At 45.5% G+C, this 20383-nt stretch carries 14 protein-coding genes; 7 read left to right on the top strand and 7 right to left on the bottom strand.

Annotated features, from left to right (window positions below):
• The first annotated feature begins 6 nt into the window (after positions 1-6).
• Positions 7-240: a hypothetical protein gene (locus tag L1D23_RS09535; protein WP_239865830.1), complete on the top strand. Its 234-nt coding sequence runs from the start codon at positions 7-9 to the stop codon at positions 238-240.
• Between the two features lie 76 nt (positions 241-316).
• Entirely contained in the window at positions 317-862 is a 546-nt protein-coding gene (locus tag L1D23_RS09530; RefSeq protein WP_239865829.1) for a hypothetical protein, read from the top strand.
• Here the strand turns inward: L1D23_RS09530 and L1D23_RS09525 are convergent, their stop codons facing one another.
• Genes L1D23_RS09525 through L1D23_RS09505 form a run of 5 tightly spaced genes read right to left on the bottom strand, consistent with a single transcriptional unit; the run spans position 863 to position 6488 of the window.
• Positions 863-1567, bottom strand: a complete 705-nt coding sequence (locus L1D23_RS09525; RefSeq protein WP_239865828.1) for an ABC transporter ATP-binding protein — start codon at positions 1565-1567, stop codon at positions 863-865.
• Between the two features lie 25 nt (positions 1568-1592).
• A complete protein-coding gene (locus L1D23_RS09520) occupies positions 1593-2876 on the bottom strand; it encodes an ABC transporter permease (RefSeq protein WP_239865827.1) in 1284 nt (427 codons plus the stop codon).
• A 3-nt stretch (positions 2877-2879) separates the two neighbouring features.
• The gene (locus L1D23_RS09515; protein WP_239865826.1) at positions 2880-4094 is read right to left on the bottom strand and encodes an ABC transporter permease; all 1215 of its coding nucleotides are present in this window, start codon (positions 4092-4094) and stop codon (positions 2880-2882) included.
• Positions 4091-5362 (bottom strand): TolC family protein, encoded by a 1272-nt coding sequence (locus L1D23_RS09510; RefSeq protein WP_239865824.1) that lies wholly within the window; start codon positions 5360-5362, stop codon positions 4091-4093. The genes L1D23_RS09515 and L1D23_RS09510 overlap by 4 nt, the downstream gene beginning before the upstream one ends.
• On the bottom strand, positions 5355-6488 hold the full coding sequence (locus L1D23_RS09505) for an efflux RND transporter periplasmic adaptor subunit (RefSeq protein WP_239865822.1): 1134 nt from the start codon (positions 6486-6488) through the stop codon (positions 5355-5357). Before L1D23_RS09505 ends, L1D23_RS09510 begins: the two co-directional genes overlap by 8 nt.
• 475 nt (positions 6489-6963) lie before the next feature.
• Here L1D23_RS09505 and L1D23_RS09500 point away from each other — a divergent pair, with 475 nt between their 5' ends.
• On the top strand, positions 6964-8967 hold the full coding sequence (locus L1D23_RS09500) for a M4 family metallopeptidase (protein ID WP_239865820.1): 2004 nt from the start codon (positions 6964-6966) through the stop codon (positions 8965-8967).
• Between the two features lie 65 nt (positions 8968-9032).
• Here L1D23_RS09500 and L1D23_RS09495 read toward each other — a convergent pair whose 3' ends face one another.
• Both L1D23_RS09495 and L1D23_RS09490 read right to left on the bottom strand, forming a co-directional pair.
• Positions 9033-10847 carry a ricin-type beta-trefoil lectin domain protein gene (locus tag L1D23_RS09495; protein WP_006959159.1) on the bottom strand — a complete coding sequence of 605 codons (1815 nt, stop codon included), beginning with the start codon at positions 10845-10847 and terminating at the stop codon, positions 9033-9035.
• Between the two features lie 284 nt (positions 10848-11131).
• Positions 11132-13297: a S9 family peptidase gene (locus tag L1D23_RS09490; protein WP_239865818.1), complete on the bottom strand. Its 2166-nt coding sequence runs from the start codon at positions 13295-13297 to the stop codon at positions 11132-11134.
• A 568-nt stretch (positions 13298-13865) separates the two neighbouring features.
• Here L1D23_RS09490 and L1D23_RS09485 point away from each other — a divergent pair.
• The 4 genes from L1D23_RS09485 (at position 13866) to L1D23_RS09470 (ending at position 20111) form a co-directional block, all read left to right on the top strand.
• Positions 13866-15824, top strand: coding sequence for a chitin-binding protein (locus tag L1D23_RS09485; RefSeq protein ID WP_239865816.1), 1959 nt, complete (start codon positions 13866-13868; stop codon positions 15822-15824).
• Between the two features lie 586 nt (positions 15825-16410).
• Positions 16411-17766 carry a diguanylate cyclase gene (locus L1D23_RS09480; protein ID WP_239865814.1) on the top strand — a complete coding sequence of 452 codons (1356 nt, stop codon included), beginning with the start codon at positions 16411-16413 and terminating at the stop codon, positions 17764-17766.
• On the top strand, positions 17756-19072 hold the full coding sequence (locus tag L1D23_RS09475) for a glycosyltransferase (RefSeq protein WP_239865812.1): 1317 nt from the start codon (positions 17756-17758) through the stop codon (positions 19070-19072). Before L1D23_RS09480 ends, L1D23_RS09475 begins: the two co-directional genes overlap by 11 nt.
• A 1-nt stretch (position 19073) precedes the next feature.
• Entirely contained in the window at positions 19074-20111 is a 1038-nt protein-coding gene (locus L1D23_RS09470) for an HlyD family secretion protein (protein ID WP_239865810.1), read from the top strand.
• Positions 20112-20383: the final 272 nt, after the last annotated feature.

Genomic DNA, 20383 nt, shown 5'->3' with positions numbered 1-20383 from the left:
AGCGTCATGACATCAGTATTCGACAAAGCAAAGACCAAACGTCTGAAGCAAGCAACAACTGACATTTCTGAACAATCAGTTGAAGCCAGTGACAAGCTGATTCAGCAGTACCAGTGCGTCACTGAACACTGCCTCAATCAGCCATCCTCAAAAGAAACCCGTAAAAAGCTTGAGGAGTGGCACAGTGCTCATCAGGCTCATGCCATCAATCACAACTTATCTCCTCCACATGAAAATTAAATAAGCGGTATTCTTCATCTATACTCCCTAATAGGTATCGCTCACATAAGGTGTAAATATGGTAAGGAAACCATTCATGTTAGCCACAGCGCTTGCCATATCGGCGTGTCATCATGACGGTGAACTCAACTTAGATGATTCTAATTCGGACTCAGATACTGGTACCATCACACATATGGGCTGTAATGTTGCCTCCTATCAAGGGACACACTTAGACAGCACAAGTGCATCCGTAACTAAAACATATTATTGCCCTCCCACTACGGATGAGGTAACAACTGCTGGTTACACATACAGCTCATCAATCACAGAAGGCACCGTTACCTACGCCTTAATGAACGCCACTGAAATTTTAAACTTTTGTAATGGGGTATACAGCGGCGTTCCGCCGTTAACAGACTATACCTCATTCATCAATGCCAATAGTGTGGCGGAATTCGGTGATACCTCGGGTTCCTATGCTTGGCCTGTCTCTGCGGTATATTTCACATTACTCAATGGCAGTACTTGGGTCGAAGTGACACTGGATTCGTCAGGCGGTGCGACCGCAGACGTTGCAGGGGCAACGGCCATTGATGGGTCCAGCGAAAGAGCACTTGCTCTTTGTGTCACCTCACCATAACTACACTGCCTTATGAAAAGGTAGCCTGTCTGATATCACCTTACCGTCCTTGATGGTGATAATACGCTTGGTTCGTTCAGCCAGCGTATTGTCATGCGTAACAATAATTAAGGTTCGTCCTTCCGCATGTAACTGGTTAAACAAAGCTTCGATTTCAGCGCCTGACTTGGAATCCAGAGCACCTGTCGGCTCATCTGCCAAAATAATCTGCGGATCGTTAACCAGTGCTCGTGCAATCGCTACACGCTGTTTTTGACCACCGGATAACTGATTCGGCTTATGATCGAGACGATCGCCCAACCCAACCTGTTCCAGCAGTTTGGCCGCGCGCTGGCGACGCTCTTTAGCTTTGATACCTGAGTACACTAAAGGCAACGCGACATTATCAAGCGCCGTTGCGTATTCAAGCAGGTTGAAGCTCTGAAAAACAAACCCGATTTTCTGGTTACGTATTCCCGCTAATTCATTAGCACTCAGTGTTGCCACGTTCTGCCCATCAAGCAAGTAATCGCCATCGGTTGGTTTATCCAAGCAGCCGAGCATATTCATCAGAGTAGATTTACCCGAACCTGAAGGGCCGAGAATAGAGAGAAACTCGCCCTGCTCAATCGTCAGTTCTACACCATCTAGTGCCCGAACTTCCACTTCACCGCTTGAGTAATACTTACAAAGATTCGTTAATTGAACCAATGCATTATCTGACATAGTGACTCCTGATTTTTTGACCACATCATTCACTTTGTAACGCCTCCATAGGTGTCACCTTAGCGGCGCGATTCGCTGGCAACCACGCTGACGCCACGCCTATGACAACCAGAGTCGCAATCACAATTGCCACTACAACCCAAGAAAGCTCTGGGACAGGTTTGCCCAAGCGTTCATAAAAAACATTGCCTTCGAGACTGACAGAACTAATTGCAGATACCAATGCGTAAGTGACTGCAAGCCCGAGAGCCCCACCCATCACCATCGTCATGAGCGACTGAACCAGATAGTGGAGCCGAATCGCCGTGGGCGTCGCGCCCACAGCCATTCGCACACCAATATCTCGGGTTGAACGTTTCACGGTAGCGTACATGACATTGGCAATACCGACTCCCGCTACCGCGAGTGTGACAAAACCAATGATGCCAAGAAAGCTTTGTAAGCCAACTAGAAACTGCTGCATGCTTTTTTGCTTCAAGAACATATCTTCTACTTGAACAATCTGCTGATCAGTAACACTGGCACCATGCTTGCGCGCTATCACCTGACGAATGGTTTTCGCTAATTTGACTCTATCAACACCACTTTTTGGTTGAACATTAATACCAGCTATATCACCACTAGTATGAAAGCGCTGCCACGTGGAGAGCGGGACAAAGCTGGAGTAATTAATGGGATCACCCTGCTCAATATCGGCACTGTTTTTTTCCAGTACTCCAACCACTGTGAACTCTTCACTGCCGATTTTGACCTTTTCCCCAACCGGATTGACTTTCAGTGTTACAGTCGCAAACCAGTTAAAGTCATCTTCTGAGTTAAACAAATCTGCAGCTAACAGATAGCCAAGTACAACAACTTTACGTTGTTCTTTCTGATCAAGCGGGTTGAGCCAGCGACCACCCGAAAGCGGAGCAAGGTTGGTCATAGCTCGAAAGTCAGTGGTGACTGCAAGTGGCTCTCGCCATGTACCGCGATCGCCAACCGTGATGCGCTCATCCCATAGTGCCGTCGGCGCTACAGCTTTGACTTCCGGCAGCGCTCTGACGACATCGGCATCATCGACTTTTAGCGTCAGCGGCTTGCCCTGATGGAACACGCCATAATCTACGGTTGCCATCCCACCTGTCAGGTAGATCAAATTGCCATTACCATTTTGCGCGGTTTTCAGCACTCCCTGGCGAATGCCCTCTCCCACAGCTAACATGGCCGCAATACATAAGGTCGCCCAAGCAACTGCCAATATTGTCAGCCCTAACCTCAGCTTTTCTGCTGCCATTTCCTGAAAAATCTGTCTCATTGGTAGCAACATTGTTTAAGCCCTCGCACTCAGCGCTAACACCGGCGTCAGTCTCGAAGCTCGTCTTGCAGGGAAGTAAGACGCCATTAACGCTAATACCACGGTGACCAGTAATGACAACGCAATCGAGTCAGGGGTAATCACTGGCGAACCAATCCACTCTGGTAATGCAACAGTGCCCAATAGCGCCACCAGCGCAAACGAGATCATTAACCCCATGGCAGTTCCAACGGCGACCAGTATCAACCCCTCAATGATAAACTGGCTCAGTATTGACACCTGTGTTGCCCCTATCGCCAATCGCACACCGATTTCTCGGGTTCGTTCAGTGACCGAAAGGAACATAATGTTCGCTACACCAAGTGCCCCCACCGCCATTGTCATTGCACCGCTGGCTCCAAGAAATATTTGAATCCCGCGAAGAATACCGCTTATCACAGCTGCTCCCTCACTAAAGTCAGGCAAACGCACCGCATCCTTATCACTTGGGTCAAAGTGGAGCTGCTTAGCGTAAAAGCGCACAATACTCTCTCGGAACGAGGCAGAGTCCATACCATCTATCGGTTTCATCAACAGCATCCAAGGTTTATCGTTCCATAGATCGCGATAGGTGGTTTGCGGGATGAAAACTCTGCGGCTATCACCAAAAGAAATACCGGTGTCTTCGTCGCTGAGTACACCAATAACCAAGAAAGGAATGCCATTAACTTTGACCTCCTCACCTATCCCGATACCACCCATTTTGGCAATCTGATCGCCCAGCACTGCAACGCGAGTGTGGCTCGCAATGTCACTCGGTGAAATATTGCGGGAACCCGTCTGAAGTTTCCGCTCTGCAAGAGCAAAGTAAGCAGGGTCAATCCCACTCACGGCGCGAGCTAAATTTTGTCCTTTGATATTCGTGACACTGGCATCCCACTTGGCATACACGGACGCAACTTCCTTAACAAAGCCCGACTGCTTAATCATCTCGACTTTATCTTGTGGAATATCGATTTCACGACGCGATGGTAATCCTTGCCAAGGCTTACTGGTTTGAGACGGGAAAACCACCTGCACGTTGTTCACCATAAATGAAAAAGACTGGCTTTGATGACGGTAGAATCCTTCCCCAAGTGCAATCAGCACCACCACAGAGATAACACCCCAAGCGATCGCAATAATGGCCAGAATGCTTTTCATCCGATGCGCGATCAGAGTCTGCCAAGTTTGCTGAAGCAAGCTACTCATGAATGAAAGGCCTGAGAAATGAGGGCCATCGTATTGTCGTCGAGCTTACCAGCCGTTTGCAGCAAACCAACGCGTTGACGCCAGTAGTTGTAGAGGTTGTTTTGCAAACTGTTCTTCGCATCAAACAGATTGTTATGAGCATCAATTACTTCCGATGCTTCGAGAAGTCCAGCATCGTAGAGCTTTTCCTTACTGCTCAACACCTTAGCACGGGACTCAACCACCTCATTGGCCATCAGAACCTGATTCCAATTGATGTCGACCTGAGTAAACTGCTGGACAATGCGTTTCTGAATATCAATTTCAACCCTGCGCAAGTCCTGCTTAGCACTCAATATATTCAGAGACGCTTCGTCCACCTTAGCGCGTGTCGCACCGTTGAGGTCAATTGGTACACTCAAGGTGAGCCCGGCATTAAACTCTCCGTTAGAATATTTGTCATCGTCGCTGTAGCCAAGATTACCCTTTACCGTTGGGTAATAGCCGCCTTTGGCTGATTGGCGTGCGAACTCGCTGGCTTTGACCTTTTGTGCGGCGACTAACAGCTCTGGGCTACTGTCTTTCGCCAACTTAAGCCATTGTTCTTGGGACTCAACCAACATCGGAGGCTGAATCAGGTTATCGGTTCGAATTTGGTCAACATGCTCAGGCATCTGGTTGATGAGCGCCCCAAGCTCGGCTCTTTTTTCTTCTAGCTTAGCCTGCGCGCTGAGGATTCCCGCTTTATCGGTCACCAGAGTGGCTCGAATTTCTTCAACGTCAATCGATTTGACTTTACCCGCCTGGTAACGTTTTTCGATAATCTTCAGCAGCTTATTACCTTCTTCCAGCTTATTTTTTGCCAGTAGAAGATCACCTTGTGCACTAGCGACATCAAGATAAGTCGCCAATAGCTTCTGGGCTAATTCATTGTGAGCCTGAGATAGCTCCAGCTCCGTTCGCAGATAGTTTGCTTGTGCTTCATCTAAGTCAGACCAAAGGCTGCTGTCCCATATTGTTTGGGATAACGTTGCACCGTAAGTATTAGTATTGTCACTGTCTTCGTTCCAATTCGCTGATGCGGTCGCACTTAAAGATGGCAACAACGAGCTACGACTAGAGGCAACACCTGTTTCACCAATCTGGACACCAATCTTGGCTTTTTCGTAATCGGGGTCACTTTGTTTTGCTTGCTTCCAAGCTTGTTCGATAGAAATGGCGTAGCTGGGGAAACTCAAGGTTGCAGCCAGCAATACGCATCCAAAATATGAGAGATGATGTTTAGCCATGAACAGCTCCCATCATACTGTTATCGATAATGTCTTCACCGAGCTCAACACCTTCTAATACTTCAACATTGATTCCGTCCGATAGACCAAGCTTGACCTTTTGCTTATGGAAACCCTGCTCTGAACTATCAGGAATCAGCACATTTGGCGTATCCCCTTCAAATTGCAGTGCACGCTCTGGCAAAGTCAGCACGTTTTCCGATTTCTTGAGCGTGATTTGTGCCGTGGAAGAAAACCCCGAACGTAATGTAACGTCTTGTGGAATTTTTAGTTCACCAACTTCCACTTCAAAGCCATTATCGAAGCTCTTTACTGTCGATGTATCTTCAGGTGAATTGAGGTTCTCCGATTGAATCGCTACCTTGGTTAAAACCCCTTCTATCTGTACATCAGGGTATGGCGCGACCGTCAGCAGAACTGGCATACCCGGTGTTAATTGCGCTGCGTCGTGCTCACTCACGCTGCCTTTGAAAATCAGGCTGTTCATGTCTGCGAGAGACATCATTTCTGTCGCAGCCTGACTCGATTCAGTCGAAATGATCGGTTCGCCCACTTCCACTTTTCGGTTCAACACTGTGCCATCAATCGGCGCATAAATGGTCGAAGTCAGACGCGCATCACCAATGGATGCCTCACCGCTTTGAATCAACTCAAGGTTTTGACGTTTTTGCAGCACTGCAGCTTGTGCTGATTTAACTTCCGATCGCGCGCTAACGTAATCGTCGTAGTTGCTTGGAATAATGTCTTGCTTAACTAAGCTCTCTAAGTTCGCTAGTTTTTGCTTAGCCGATTCAAGGGTGGCTTCACTGCTCATCAGCTCTGTAGAGGCATCGGTCAATGCTTGTGGCGTAGGGTTCGGGCGCACTTTGATTAGCGCCTGCCCTTGTTTAACCTTTTCTCCCACTTGCGCATAAATCTCCCCAACAATACCGTCGATTTGAGATTTAATGGAGACTGAATGCGCTGGAACAATTTTACCTACCGCTACGGCTTCTTTCTCAATCGTTCCTTTCTCCACCACCAAGGTGGGCAAGCTTTCAGGTTGAGACGAGGATTGCAGATAAAAATACGCGCCACCGCCGAGCAATGCGATGCTCGCAGCAGACAAGAGCCAACGTTTCGCCATGCTTTACTTCCAATGAGATTGATATGTAGCCATCTGACTACCCTAAGATTATTAAGTTCCGAAAATCATACAGCACACTTGTGTAATGAATACAGTCACAGATTGTATGAGTTTGTAGGCCTGTTTAGACAATGCAAAAGACTTAACTAATACACCTAAGCTGGCCCACCGGACAGTAAATTAATCTAAATTTATTCTAACAAGTTATGAATGCCGGTTTAGGCACTGGCTAACTTTAGGCATCTCACAACTAACCACACCATCATGCCTGGTCAGGCGCGACCATAAAGCACCAAACATGAAATAGAAAAAGCCACTTTTCGACTCAGCCTCTCATTTATTTGAGAAGCGCTTAAATGTTTTGCACCCAAGCATCATATAAAACCAATTGCACTTATAATTTCAGCAGTATATCACTACTCTACACACGCAATTTTTGCCCCAATCAATTGAAAAATAACTACAAAGGTGAAGTATGCGTAACGTTAATTTACTTATGCTGTTTCCAATGGCTTTCGCTTCTCAAGCTGCCAACGTTGTTGACTACTCTCAAGTTGACCTTTCCCAAGCCCTTAATCCGCCGACAACACGGGCGTTTTCAGCACCCAATCAGCCGCTGGCTTATCAGGATGCAAGTCGTGTGAAAGCTGGCCCGCAGACACTGCTTCGCAAGCAACAGCTACACTATGGTGTGCCGGTTTACGGCCAGTCTTTAGTCGCTCAAGTTTCCGCCCAAGGTACAGTGATACCTGTTGACGGAAAAGTCTTAACAGGCATTGATGCCGATATTGGCTCTACCTTACCTATGCTCAACGCAAAGCAAGCGATAGAGCTGGCAAAAGGCAATAACCAAGGCTTTGCTTCCCAAGCAATTCGCGATCCGAATGCTGAACTAATGATCTGGCAAGATGAGCAACAGATCGCTCGTTTGGTCTACAAAGTCGACTTTATTCAGATGAATGGTATGGGACCTTCAAGGCCGATTACTCTAGTCGATGCTAAGTCCGGTGACGTGCTTGACCGGTGGGAAGGGATTGCTTTCATTGAAGCTGAAGGACCAGGTGGTAACCGCAAAAGTGGTCGCTACTACTTCGGCCCTAACACGCAATACGGCGGCTTTGAAGTTAACCAGTATTGCCAAATGGACAGCCCAAATGTCATCACACTCAATATGAACAACCAGCAATACGGTGGACAAGTTCATCAGTTTGACTGTAACGTAAATAACTACCGCAGCGTGAATGGGGCCTATGCTCCAATGAATGACGCACACTATTTTGGTCAACGCGTTTTCGATATGTACATGGATTGGTTAAACACCCGGCCTATTCAGCAAAAACTGACCATGCGGGTTCATTATGGCTCTAACTATGGCAATGCATTCTGGGATGGTCGCCAGATGACCTTTGGTGATGGTAACCAGTCAATGTATCCACTGGCCACGTGGGATGTGATTGCGCATGAAGTCAGCCACGGCTTTACAGAGCAGAACTCTGGTCTGGAATACCGTGGTATGTCAGGTGGGATGAATGAGTCCTTCTCTGATGTCGCTGCGGCGGCACTCAGCCAGTACGTTCACGGTAGCTTCAACTGGAAAATGGGCGAACATGTCATGAAGTACTCTGATGCCATGCGTTACTTCATTCAGCCAAGCAAAGACGGCGTTTCCATTGACCATATCAACCAGTATTACAACGGTATCGACGTCCACCACAGCTCCGGTGTGTTCAACAAGGCGTTTTACCATCTCGCGACCAGCTCAAACTGGGACATCAAAAAAGCGTTCATCGCCTATGCTACCGCTAACCAACTTTACTGGCGACCAAACTCAGATTTTCAACAGGGCGCTGAAGGTGTTTGTAAAGCGGCTCATGAACTGGGATACGACACTTCCGCGGTGAACAACGCGTTCGCTCAGGTGGGTATTAACGTGACACAGTGCGCTTCTGGACAGCCAGATCCTGAGCCGACACCTACCCCCGATATCGTAAGCTTGCAAATCAATACGCCAAATGCGATTGAATCAGCGGGTAATGACGAGCAACACTTTGTGTTGAAGAATGCACCAGCTGAGGATATCTGGGTACAAACCTATAACGGCTACGGCAATGTTGATATGTATGTCGCGATCAATCGTCCTGCTTCACTGTCGGATCATGATTGTGCTTCCACCAACCGCGATAACAACGAATACTGTGGTTTTAGCGGTATAGGTGATGCCGATGTTTATGTGATGGTCACAGGTGCGCGTAGCTCCTCAGATGCCTATGTTGGCGTTAGTGCTTATCTCGAAGAACCGACGCCAGAACCACATGACTTGTGCGCCAACTTAGAAGAATGGTCACCTTATTACTATTACCCACAAGGCACCGAGGTGCAGTCCTACGGGAACCGCTTTGTCGCAACTCAAACTAACTGGGGAGCCGATCCTTACAGTTACTACTGGTACTGGTCATTTGAAGGCAGCTGCCTTCAATAATCGATGAAAAAAGAGCCCGCACGCGGGCTCTTTAATAAGGAGAACATTGTTATTGTTTTAGTGATTTATTTCCAAGACCACTGACTGCCATTGACGTCAGCTTGGACCAACCAACTGTTGGAATTCCATTTCAACGCGTTATCTAGGCTATTTTTAAGCTGGCCATTTTCCATTCGCCATGTCTGATTCGGGCGCTGGCTACAAGTTTCCATAGTGATGCTTGAACCTTGCTGATCCAGACATAGGCCAGGTGCTACCTTGCTGATCATCTTACCTTCAGTCGTTAGTTGCCAAAGTTGGTTGTCACCGCTGTGACAACTCCAGCCGTATACTCGAGCTCCCGGAGTGGCAGAACTTCCTTCAACGTCCAGACACTGGCTACCTTGAGTAGCAATTTGTTTCCATTGCTCTGCTGGTTTTTCATCGCCTGAAGCCGCACTAAACAAAGCTGAAACAACAGAAGTCATAGGTTGAGTATAACGAGACGCTTTAGGCGCTCTATCTTGCCAGCTCTGTGGAACTGACTGAGTCACATCCCATTCGCCACTGCCATCGTAGTAGGACTTCGCTACCGCTTCAGGGGTTGGTGTCCAAAGGAAATCAGGGTGACGATTCTGATACCACTCGCCTCCGATCACATTGCCCTGCGCATCCAATTCCAAATCGTAGTAATACGTTACTCGCGATACGCCATCAAGCTTTGGCTTGTCGTAGTTTCGATGAGTTGGATTCGTCTCTACCATATAATCAACAACCATCTGTACGCCAACAACTGAGACTGCACGTGATGCACGATACTGAGTGAACTTGTCTTTTTTGTAGTCCGCCATCGCGATGGTCACATCGGCTGGATTGCCTGATGAACGATTAGTCTCTGGGTTAAAGTACTTAACCTGATAGCCAAGGATCGGCTGGTTCCAGACTTGGTAATCATATGTCGCATCCATAATCATACTACGACCCGTAATACCGATCTGGTTGAGTACAGATAAATGCCAACTTGCTGGGTTGTTGTCCACACAGTCAGGTTCGATAACACGACCATTTTCGTCTTTTTCAGGGTTCTGAATATTGCAGCGACCACCAATAAAACGTGTATTGAACGGCGCTTCAGCCCAAAGCAGTGTACCTAAAGCTTTAACGTCTGACGGATAGAACTTAAGCATCTCTCCATTGGCATCAGGTACCGTAATCGACTTTTCAGGACGAGGAAGCATGTAAGCCGCCGCAGCCCAGCCATGGCAAAGTCCCATCCAACGCTCTACTTTACCCTGAGATTCATAGTAACCTTTACCCGAGTCCCACGAACGCTTAGTCAGCGTGAAGTTTTTATCCCCGACCAATAAGTCATACTTCTCTGCCGGAGAAAGTAAGTGGCGCTGCTCGCTCGAGTAGCTATCCAACGGTTTGATGGTATGTGAAAAATCGTAGTATTCCTGCCAATCTGACGCGTAAAGTTCACGGTCAGAATAACGCCACGCGGCTGCGCCGGAGTACAAAGGCCAGTAAGTATCAGACCAAGGCTGAACGTCCAGATATTTTGAATCTGGTGCCGCACTATCCAATTCAACCAGATTGCGAATCAGTGCATTACCCACATCAACCAGACGCGCTGGGTTATCGTTGTTCAGGTTTGCTGAGAATCGAGGAGCAATCACTGGCTCTGCTCTTTCCATAACCGTTTCACGCATTTGATCTCTGAAGCGCTCAAGCTCTTCAGCACTCATGGTTTGATATTCGTCTCCTTCTTTCTCTGGTAACGCATCCATGACTTTTTGCGGATTGGCGTGAAACGCCGTCATAAATGCATCTATGCGTGCATTGTCCGCAACAGCTGTCAAAGGCACCGAGATAGACAACAAGGTGATGATTTTTTTCATTATAAAGCTCTACGTTGTTAGTTTTTATATAAACCAGAGTGATAGTTCAGCTCTGGACGGCACGTAGAGTGGTGATCTTTGTTCCGCAAATCAATCGCAAAAAGTGAACAAACATTAGAATCGTGAATGGTTACTACAAAAATCAAGCTGGGTACTTCAGGTTTTATCTAGAGCGATTTTTATTTATATATGAAAAGGTTATTTTAAATACCCTATTTTTGTTAAGTTTATTTAGTCTATAAAAATGCCCGCACAGGCGGGCATATCAGTAACTTGGCTAACTTTTACTCTTCGCTGAGCAAATCTAAGAAAAAGGCGTATTCAAGTGCGTCTTCTCGTAAACGCTTAAAGCGGCCAGATGCGCCACCATGCCCCGCCTCCATGTCTGTTTTAAACAGCAGCACATGATCGTCCGTTTTCAGTTCTCGCAATTTCGCCACCCATTTCATTGGCTCAAAATACTGAACTTGAGAATCATGCAGGCCTGTTGTCACTAACATATTCGGGTAGCTCTGCGCTTTGACATTATCGTACGGTGAGTAACTCAACATGTACTCATAGTATGTCTTATCATTCGGATTACCCCATTCGTCGTATTCATTGGTTGTCAGAGGAATGGACTCATCCAGCATGGTTGTGACTACATCCACAAACGGGACATGAGCACCAATGCCTCGATACAGCTCTGGTGCTTGATTTATAACGGCTCCCATTAACAAACCACCCGCAGATCCACCAACGGCGAACACTTTATCTTTGGCCCCATAACCAGCTTCCGTTAAGCCTTTGGTCACATCGATAAAGTCATTGAAAGTATTCTGTTTGGTCAGTTTTTTACCATCTTCATACCAAGGTCTTCCCAACATTTCAGAGCCACGGATATGCGCTATCGCATAGACAAATCCGCGATCCAGCAAGCTCAAACGCGCTGAACCAAAAGTTGGATCGATCGTATGACCATATGAACCATAACCGTATTGGTAGATAGGATTCGTGCCATCTTTCTTGAACTTATCCTTACGATAAACCAGTGAAACCGGCACTTTTTTCCCATCTCGAGCGGTGATCATAATACGTTCAGATTGGTAGTTATCGGCATCAAAATCACCAAGTACTGGCGTTTGCTTCATGATTTCGGATTCACCTGACTCTAGGTCGAAATCGTAATACGTCCCCGGCGTCGTCAGGCTACTGTAGTAAATACGAACCTTTGAGTTATCGAGCTCTCGGTTGCCAGTCATGTAAGCCGCAAACGCGGTGTCGTTAAAGGCTAATGGAAATTCCTTGCCCGTCGAAAGCTGACGCACCTTAACCGTGGTTAAGCCGTCTTTACGCTGCTCATAAACTAAATGGTCCTCAAACAGCGTAAAATCGACCAGTTGAGTTTTATCATCCGCGGCAATCACGTCCTGCCATTTCGACCTATCATGCATCTGGTCCTTATGTACTTTCATTAAACGAAAGTTCACAGCCTGATAGTTGGTGTAGATAAAATACCAGTCGTTAAGTTTCGCGATGCTATATTGGATGCCTTCCTCTCTCGGGTAGAAAGGTTCAGCCTTAGCATAGGGATCATTAGCGTCAATAACAGAGACACCACTTGTCTCCGTACTGGAATGGAAGATGTAAACTTGTTCGCCGTCTTTACTCTTGCCTAAAGACATGTAATACGCGCTGTCATCTTCTTGGTAAATCAGCTCATCACTGCTTTGTGGCGTTCCTAACATATGACGATAGACCTGATAGCCCAGTAAGGTTTGAGGATCTTTCTTAATGTAATAAAAAGCTTGGTTGTCATTTTGCCAAGCGACACCGCTCGACGCTCCTTCTATTTTATCTTTGAGGTATTCGCCTGTGGTAATATCCTTGACTCTAATGGTGTAAATTCGGCGGCTTAGGGTATCTTCACCGTACGCCAGCAAATTCTCATTTGGACTAACGTACAAGCCACCCGTACTGAAAAATTCGTGCTCTTTCGCCAGCTCATTGACGTCTAAGATAACGGTCTTATCCGTTCCTGAAAAATCTTTAGCGCGCTGGTAGATAGGGTATTCATTATCACCAGACACCTCGTTCGAGTAGAAATAATTCCCTTTTCTCACTGGAACTGAACTGTCATCTTTTGCAATGCGCCCTTTGATCTCTTGGAATAGTTTTTCCTGTAGCGGTTCAGTGTGTTTTAACACCGCATCCGTGTATTGATTTTCTTTTTCTAAATGCGCCAAGATCTCAGGATCTTTTCTTTCATCATCACGCATCCAGTAGTAGTTATCTATGCGGCGATCACCATGATTGTTAAGGACATAAGGTTGCTTTTGGGCTACTGGAGCCGGAACTTGCTGAGCCGCGAGTTCTATTTGGGATGGTTGAGCCACAGTTTGAACTCCTTGAGAGCTGCATCCAGCAATAAGCGCCACAGATACAGCTAATGTAGTTAGGGGAAAACGCATCTATCGATCCTTAAAACAGCAGAATCAATGAATCATTACTATCTTAACACTCAGTAAAAATCCACTAATGTTTATACTTAACAGCCAGTTACGCTATCAAACATACATTCACTGTTCAAATAATATAAACCCATACCATGTCGAAAGTAAGTAACCACTGACAAGGAAAGAGATCGTGAAGATAAGCAACAGACGTATGATTTGGAAGTTTGTCATGACGACTCTAAGACTTCATGGAGTCAAGTGTCGATACAAAAAGCTTAATCTGATACGGCCTTTATACAAACAGAAGAATAAATTGAATCTTGGATTAACCACAAATATAAAAAATAGAATTATATATCAGATAGTTGAAACAACAAAACTATCAGAAACAGCCTTAATAATCATTTCAAATAATGAACAAATAAAAATTAATAACTATTAATGATCATTCTGAACCATTTACCTTCTCCTCGCCATATAGTCAAAAAGCAACTGGATGCATAAGGGTAATTTTACCCCACCAGCAAGGCACGCTGAAGACAAAACTAACAAACGTTGACAACAAGAAGGCGAGTAGAAAGCGATGAAACTAAACAAGTTAGCATTGGGAATGGCATTTTTAACAGGCAGCGCATGGGGAGCGACAGATACTACACACTGCAATCCGCTGACTAGCGACTCATGTGGGTTACCATGGCCAAGTAATCAGGCTTTTACAAAGAAGGATAGTCAGTCTGACACAGGCCTGCGCCTAAACATAAAGAACGCAATCTTTTCTAACAACTTCATTCACGAGTTACCAAAAAGTTTTACCCCTGAAGACATCATCAATGGCAAAAATGGATTCTCCGTCGCAGCGCCAGTGCTGTTCGAATTCCACCAGTCATTTGATCCATCAAGTTTACCAAGTGATGGCGGAGATAGCGTTCAGGTTTTTGATTACAGCCTTGATGAGAGGGTACCGGTTGCACCATTGTCTAGCAAACCTGCAGAGGTTAAAGCCGATGGTAGCCACATAATGTCAGTCTACCCAAGAGCCCGGTTTAACTACGGCAATACACATATCGCGGTGGTCACTAATGCATTGAAAAGCGACAACGGCCATGACTTTCGTCCCTCTAACGGTGTCACACAAGCTTTAAGCCAGGATGGTTCCGAACTCTCCAATTTCTATGAGCCTTACATTCAATACCTCGAAGCTAAGGGGATCACAAGAGAAGAGATTGTATCGCTCACCGTCTTTACAACCGTGACAAAAGAAGAAGCAACCAAGCAATTTGCGCCATTAAAAGAGAAGGTGCTTAAGGCCACACCAAAAGTCGAGTTCGACTGGGATAACTCTGGCTATGTACACGACAGCAATGAAGTGGTTTACTCACTCAAAGGTCGCATGCAGGCCATGGACTTTAGAGACAAACAAACAGGCCGCATCACCAATAAGCCAAGTAATGTGTGGTTAGACTTTACCATTTTATTCCCTAAAGAGTCGCTATCTCATTCAACCCCTGTTGTCATATACGCCCACGGTTTGAATGGCGACCAGTCTGATGCCAAATCCGTTGCAGCACCAGCTCTTGAAGATGGTCATGCAGTGATCGCCATTGACTGGGTATGGCACGGTTCGCGAGCAGAAGATGATTCTGATCACGTGGGCTCAATCATGACACCGGACAATGCCGCTAGCCTACCAGGTGGTGCCGTTCAGAGTAACCTAGATATGCACACCCTTCTCAACGCCATTAATACCTCACTGCAGGAGTTGGACTTCTTACCTTCTCCTGATGGTGTACCTGACCTTGATAAAAGTAAGATCACTTTCCTTGGCACATCACTCGGCACCATTTTAGGCCATGGCTTCCTCTCTACGACGGCCGGTCAAGGGCTAAACGGTGGCTTCCTACAAGTACCGGGGACGAACTTTGGCCGTATTCTAACTAATTCCGTCACCTACACATCAGATTCTGTATCATGGCAAGGCATTGTTCCAAAGTCTGCAACCGGATCCGAAGCGTCGCTATTCTGGTCAATGATGCAAACTGAGTTTGAGATAGGTGAAGGAGTCAGTTACCTAGACGAAAAAGTCACTCCTATTGGCATGCTATATGGCCTGAAAGACAGTTTTGTCCCTCCCTATACTGGAGAAGCTATCGCGGAATTGGCTAACCTACCACTGATCGAAGAGGTGCTTGAACCACGAGGTTTTCTTGAAACTGCGCCAGACTATCGCTCCGGCAATGGCGCTCTGCAGTTGAATGGCGATCACTTAGTGTTCATTACTAAACCTGAAGCGACTGAGACTTATAAACACTGGTTATTATCTGTGACAAATACCAATCCACTGCCTCGTTATGATTATGTTTTTCCTAAAAGCTTAGAAAGCTATCAAGCTGGTACTCAGGTGCTTCAAGAAAAGGATGGCAACATATATCAATGCCTAGATGGTCAAGCCAGTGGTTACTGCAAGCAGTGGTCTGAATCTTCCAATCAGTATGAACCGGGTGTCGGACTGTACTGGGAGATGGCGTGGAAACTGGTTCCTTAGTTCAAGCTGAACATTAAACAAGGCTGGAGGATCCCCCCTCCAGCTTTTCTTTTGAAAACATGTGACTGCTTGTCGTGTACCTGACATTGAATAAATGTACTCAACAAACCTCATAATTAAATGCACTTTTAAGCTTTAATTCAATAAATGCGGATATACACATATGATCAATGCAATCTGACACAACAAGTTTCATCAAAAAAAGTAATTACAAAACAATAACTTAAAATCTTATTGGATTAAATTATGTTATAAAAATTTATATAAATACCTAAAAAATTATGACTCATAATTAAAACTCGACAACTCTCAGAAATGAGACAGCCACCTATTGTTTAATCAGCCTCAACTTAATTTTGGGCCAAGGTGAGAAAAAGTTCGTTAGGGATAAACACTGTGGAAGTTAGACGAGAAATAACTTGGCTCTGACTCCCTTCTATACACAAGGGAAAGGCCTGTAATTTACGTTGTTTGTGTATCTATTGCACGACGATTGTTTAACTAAAAACTTGCGACGGTACGCCCTCGATTCGTCTCCGATATCTAGTGGCTCTACTGTCAGAATTGTGACCTAATGAGACTAACCATGCCCACTCCCATTAAAAACTTTTACTGGCTCAGTGATACTCCACCTTCTAGCCATCTTACTGACAAAGTGATTTATGTTCGCTCGGTTCAGGAACTGCCTGAAGGTTTTGGCGGTGCGGCTTGTATTGCCTTTTCAAATCAAGACACTCAAAAGGAAACTCTCAAAGCATTCTATCAGCAAAAGTTGAGATGGAGTTGGTGCCTTTTTAGCACAGAAGAAAACACGCTAACAACTTGCTTAACCGACGGTTTGTTTGACGAAAATACAGCGTTCGATCTATGGCACAATACGCAAAAAAAGCTATCAACGGCATCAGATATTCAGGCTCTTGACCCTATTATTGGTTGGCTAGGAGTCAATCGTGAACGCCGAATTACTTCACTCAAAAATGTCAGCGAACCGACTATATATCAGTACCCTCTTATCGAATTTTTATATCCAGAGCTAGATTCCGCATACCGCTATGCTTTGTCTGAGCAGAGCCGTAATATCTTAGAAAAAGAGCACCTGATCGATCGAATTCGCATTTGCTCTCAGTGTAACAGTGGGCACTTAAACTATGTCGACGTGTGTCCAAGCTGCCAAAGCATAGACATCGAATCACAAAGCTCGCTGCACTGTTTTACCTGTGGGCATGTCGATGATCAACAAGCCTTTACTCGCAAAGGCAAATTAGCTTGCCCTAAATGCCTTACCCAGCTTCGACATATAGGGGTTGATTATGACCGTCCATTGGAAAACCAGAAGTGCCACACTTGCTCAAATATGTTTGTCGAAGCGTCGACCATCACTCAATGTATGAGCTGCGATTCCAAAGTTCCTCTACATGAACTGATCGAAAGAAAGATCTACCAATATAAACTGGGTGAATCCGGTCAATACATCTACCAACATGGAAAAGCCACCCAAGCTCCTGAACTGTCTATCAAAGGCAAAGTCGAGGCTGGCTATTTTGTTAATCTGATCAGTTGGCTAAATAAAGTCGCGTTAAGGCATAATGAAAACCATTTGATCCTTGCACTTTATCTGCCCTCTATTGACCACTATGGTCAACAACATGGGGATACAAAACTCTTCGCTTTGATCGAGCAAATTACCGCCCGTTTGAGCGGCTTGTTTCGAGATACCGATATCTGCTGTCAGTATAAGCAAGATGTGCTTTTAGTGCTCATGCCAAAAACTCACCACTCTAGCTTGTCAGCTATACAGAATAAGCTTTCCGCTCTGAGCAAACTCATTGAAGAAGACGATTTCGAACTAAATGTGTTTGCCAGAAGCCTACCTGACCACGCACTTAACGGGGATCCTGAGTCTTGGTTAGAAGCTTTACTGAGAGAAATCTATGCTGTCTGATAGCCTGACGTTATTTGATTATTTCAGGGGAATGCTCTTACACAACCAAGAGCTGTGGTTTTTGCTTTTTCCTCTGATGATCATCATTGAACTCCCGCTTTATCTGCTAGTTCTCACTGGCATTTTTCGTTGGGCGTACCGTGCGCCAGTAAAGGAACCGCAACACTTTCCTGCCATTAGCTTTGTCATCACATGCTACGGAGAAGGGGAAGCCATCGGTATTACGATTGATACGCTCGTTGAGCAAATATACCCGGGTTCTATTGAGATTCTTGCCGTGGTTGATGGCGCAGTACAAAACCAAGCCACATATCAAGCCGCTGTTGAAGGCGTCAAACACCATGCCCAAGTGAAGAATAGAAAAGTGCGTGTTATTCCCAAATGGCAGCGAGGAGGAAGAGTTTCTACCTTGAATGCGGGGTTATCTATTGCCTCCGGTGACATAGTGATCAATGTTGACGGCGATACCTCTTTTGATAACGATATGGCCTGCAAAATGATGACATCATTTTCTTCAGCAGATGTCATTGCCAGTGGTGGTGCTTTACGAGTGAGGAATCACAGCCAGAATATCCTGACTAAAATGCAGTCTCTGGAGTACATGCTTTCAATGCAAGCGGGGAAAACCGGCATGGCTAATTGGGGTGTCCTCAACAATATTTCAGGTGCCTTTGGCGCGTTCAGAAAGAGTATTCTCAAACAGGTTGGCGGGTGGGATACTCACACTGCGGAAGACTTAGATTTAACCATGCGTCTCAAGCAGTATCAATGCAGATACCCTACAAACAAGCTTGCTTTCGCCACACATGCTATTGGTCATACTGATGTGCCAGATACCTTAAAAGGTCTGATACAACAAAGGCTTCGCTGGGATGGTGACTTACTGTTTCTTTTCCTTCGTAAGCACAAAGATGGCCTATCTCCTGCTCTATTGGGGTGGGGAAACTTCATTTCCATCATGGTATATGGGGTGATTCAAAACGTCCTCCTGCCGCTTTTGGTCGCTTTCTTCACTTTGTTTATTTTTTACAGCTACCCCACCCCCTTCGTTTTAGCACTTACGCTCATGTTGTATTGTGTTTATCTTTTCTTATCACTTGTCATTTTTATTGTGTATATCGGCTTAGTGTCTGAACGAAAGAGACAAGATCTCAAAACGATAAAATGGCTCCCACTCTACCCTATTTATCAATTTCTGATGCGATTAATTACCGCGTTTGCGGTGGTGAATGAAGTCGTCAGAAGAAGTCATGAAGAATCAAGCATGGCGCCTTGGTGGGTACTAAAGAAAGGTAAGAGATTTTAATATGAAAGTGAATTTTCATTTAGATAAAAAGAATAACCCACAATCTGAGGGTGGCGTTAAAGTCGTCTATGGTCAGGCAAAGCGTGGCGGTTATCGCCTACGTTGGTACCTGATTCTAGCAATCGTCATTAGCCCATTAATAGCGATGGCTTACTACCTGTTTAAAACACAAGTATTGGTTACGGCACCAGCCATCATTACCTCACATCCAGTGACAATTAACGCCACTCACCCAGGTGTTGTCGGCCCGATACCATCGGATGTAGGAAAAACAGTGTCCCACGAGCAAACCTTGTTACTACTGAGTGATCCTGCTTTAGATCAAGAGCTAAACTTCATTAAGAGTGAGCTTTTAAAACTACCGACTGGTCAAGATTTCAACATTGAAGCCTTATATGCTGAGGCAATCAACCACACAAAGCGTAACCTTGATAAAGTTCAGGAAATCCAGCAAAACTACGATACGTACCGTTCACAAGGCCAAGTGTCTGAGGTCGACTATGTCTCAATGGTCAACATCACTAACGCTCTTAACACCCAGTTAAGCAGCCAAAAAATTGCTTACGCTGAATCAAAACGTGCCGACACTGAAACCAAACTGGCAGGCCCCATCGCCACCGAATACCGCTCTCTGATGAAAGCGTTTATCGTCAAGCGTTCAACTCAAGAAAGCTTAACCATTAAGGCCCCATTTTCAGGAAGGGTTATTGACATTCATGTCCTTGAAGGAGAGCGCGTTTTCGAAAACACGCCTCTTATTACGATCGCAAAAAATGCAACGCCCGAGATCACCGCATTTCTCGATCCAAAATATTTGCGCTTCAGTACCATTGGCACTCGTGCCAAAGTGAAATATCCAGATGGAGAAACCTACACAGCAACAGTATCAAGCCAAGTTGAAGTTGTGAACAAGTTACCGCAAGAGCTACAAAGCCCTTTTGAAGGACAACCAGCCTACCTAAAAGTCAATTTGAGCTTCGATCAGCCTATCCCTGAAGAACGTTGGATTGAAGGTGTGAGTGTAGAAGTATCCTTTTAGCAAACAGGCTTGAGACTTTTCCCCTCAAGCCTTGAATATTCACATTACGCGCTTACTTACCAAATCCCTGACCATCCTGTTAGCACAGCACTTCTATTCATTAGTAACAAGTGACTTCACTACAGAAATACATCGACGTCATTAACAAGAATAATCCAACCGGATACCATCAAAATATCGTTCACGCAAAAAAAACCAACAACATAATTTCATCCATTTTGTGAGACATACAGCCAAGAACCATCGATTTGGTGAATTAGAAGTGCGGAAAA

It is taken from the genome of Vibrio sp. Isolate24, from assembly GCF_022398215.1.
Lineage (GTDB): Bacteria > Pseudomonadota > Gammaproteobacteria > Enterobacterales > Vibrionaceae > Vibrio > Vibrio coralliilyticus_A.
Note: the sequence above shows the minus strand (reverse complement) of the source record. Positions and strands in the feature narration are given on the sequence as shown.

Excerpts from the sequence above, each read along its gene's own strand:
- L1D23_RS09535 (WP_239865830.1), top strand. The coding sequence starts at position 7 with ATGACATCAGTATTCGACAAAGCAAAGACCAAACGTCTGAAGCAAGCA.
- L1D23_RS09530 (WP_239865829.1), top strand. The coding sequence starts at position 317 with ATGTTAGCCACAGCGCTTGCCATATCGGCGTGTCATCATGACGGTGAA.
- L1D23_RS09525 (WP_239865828.1), bottom strand. The coding sequence starts at position 1,567 with ATGTCAGATAATGCATTGGTTCAATTAACGAATCTTTGTAAGTATTAC.
- L1D23_RS09520 (WP_239865827.1), bottom strand. The coding sequence starts at position 2,876 with ATGTTGCTACCAATGAGACAGATTTTTCAGGAAATGGCAGCAGAAAAG.
- L1D23_RS09515 (WP_239865826.1), bottom strand. The coding sequence starts at position 4,094 with ATGAGTAGCTTGCTTCAGCAAACTTGGCAGACTCTGATCGCGCATCGG.
- L1D23_RS09510 (WP_239865824.1), bottom strand. The coding sequence starts at position 5,362 with ATGGCTAAACATCATCTCTCATATTTTGGATGCGTATTGCTGGCTGCA.
- L1D23_RS09505 (WP_239865822.1), bottom strand. The coding sequence starts at position 6,488 with ATGGCGAAACGTTGGCTCTTGTCTGCTGCGAGCATCGCATTGCTCGGC.
- L1D23_RS09500 (WP_239865820.1), top strand. The coding sequence starts at position 6,964 with ATGCGTAACGTTAATTTACTTATGCTGTTTCCAATGGCTTTCGCTTCT.
- L1D23_RS09495 (WP_006959159.1), bottom strand. The coding sequence starts at position 10,847 with ATGAAAAAAATCATCACCTTGTTGTCTATCTCGGTGCCTTTGACAGCT.
- L1D23_RS09490 (WP_239865818.1), bottom strand. The coding sequence starts at position 13,297 with ATGCGTTTTCCCCTAACTACATTAGCTGTATCTGTGGCGCTTATTGCT.
- L1D23_RS09485 (WP_239865816.1), top strand. The coding sequence starts at position 13,866 with ATGAAACTAAACAAGTTAGCATTGGGAATGGCATTTTTAACAGGCAGC.
- L1D23_RS09480 (WP_239865814.1), top strand. The coding sequence starts at position 16,411 with ATGCCCACTCCCATTAAAAACTTTTACTGGCTCAGTGATACTCCACCT.
- L1D23_RS09475 (WP_239865812.1), top strand. The coding sequence starts at position 17,756 with ATGCTGTCTGATAGCCTGACGTTATTTGATTATTTCAGGGGAATGCTC.
- L1D23_RS09470 (WP_239865810.1), top strand. The coding sequence starts at position 19,074 with ATGAAAGTGAATTTTCATTTAGATAAAAAGAATAACCCACAATCTGAG.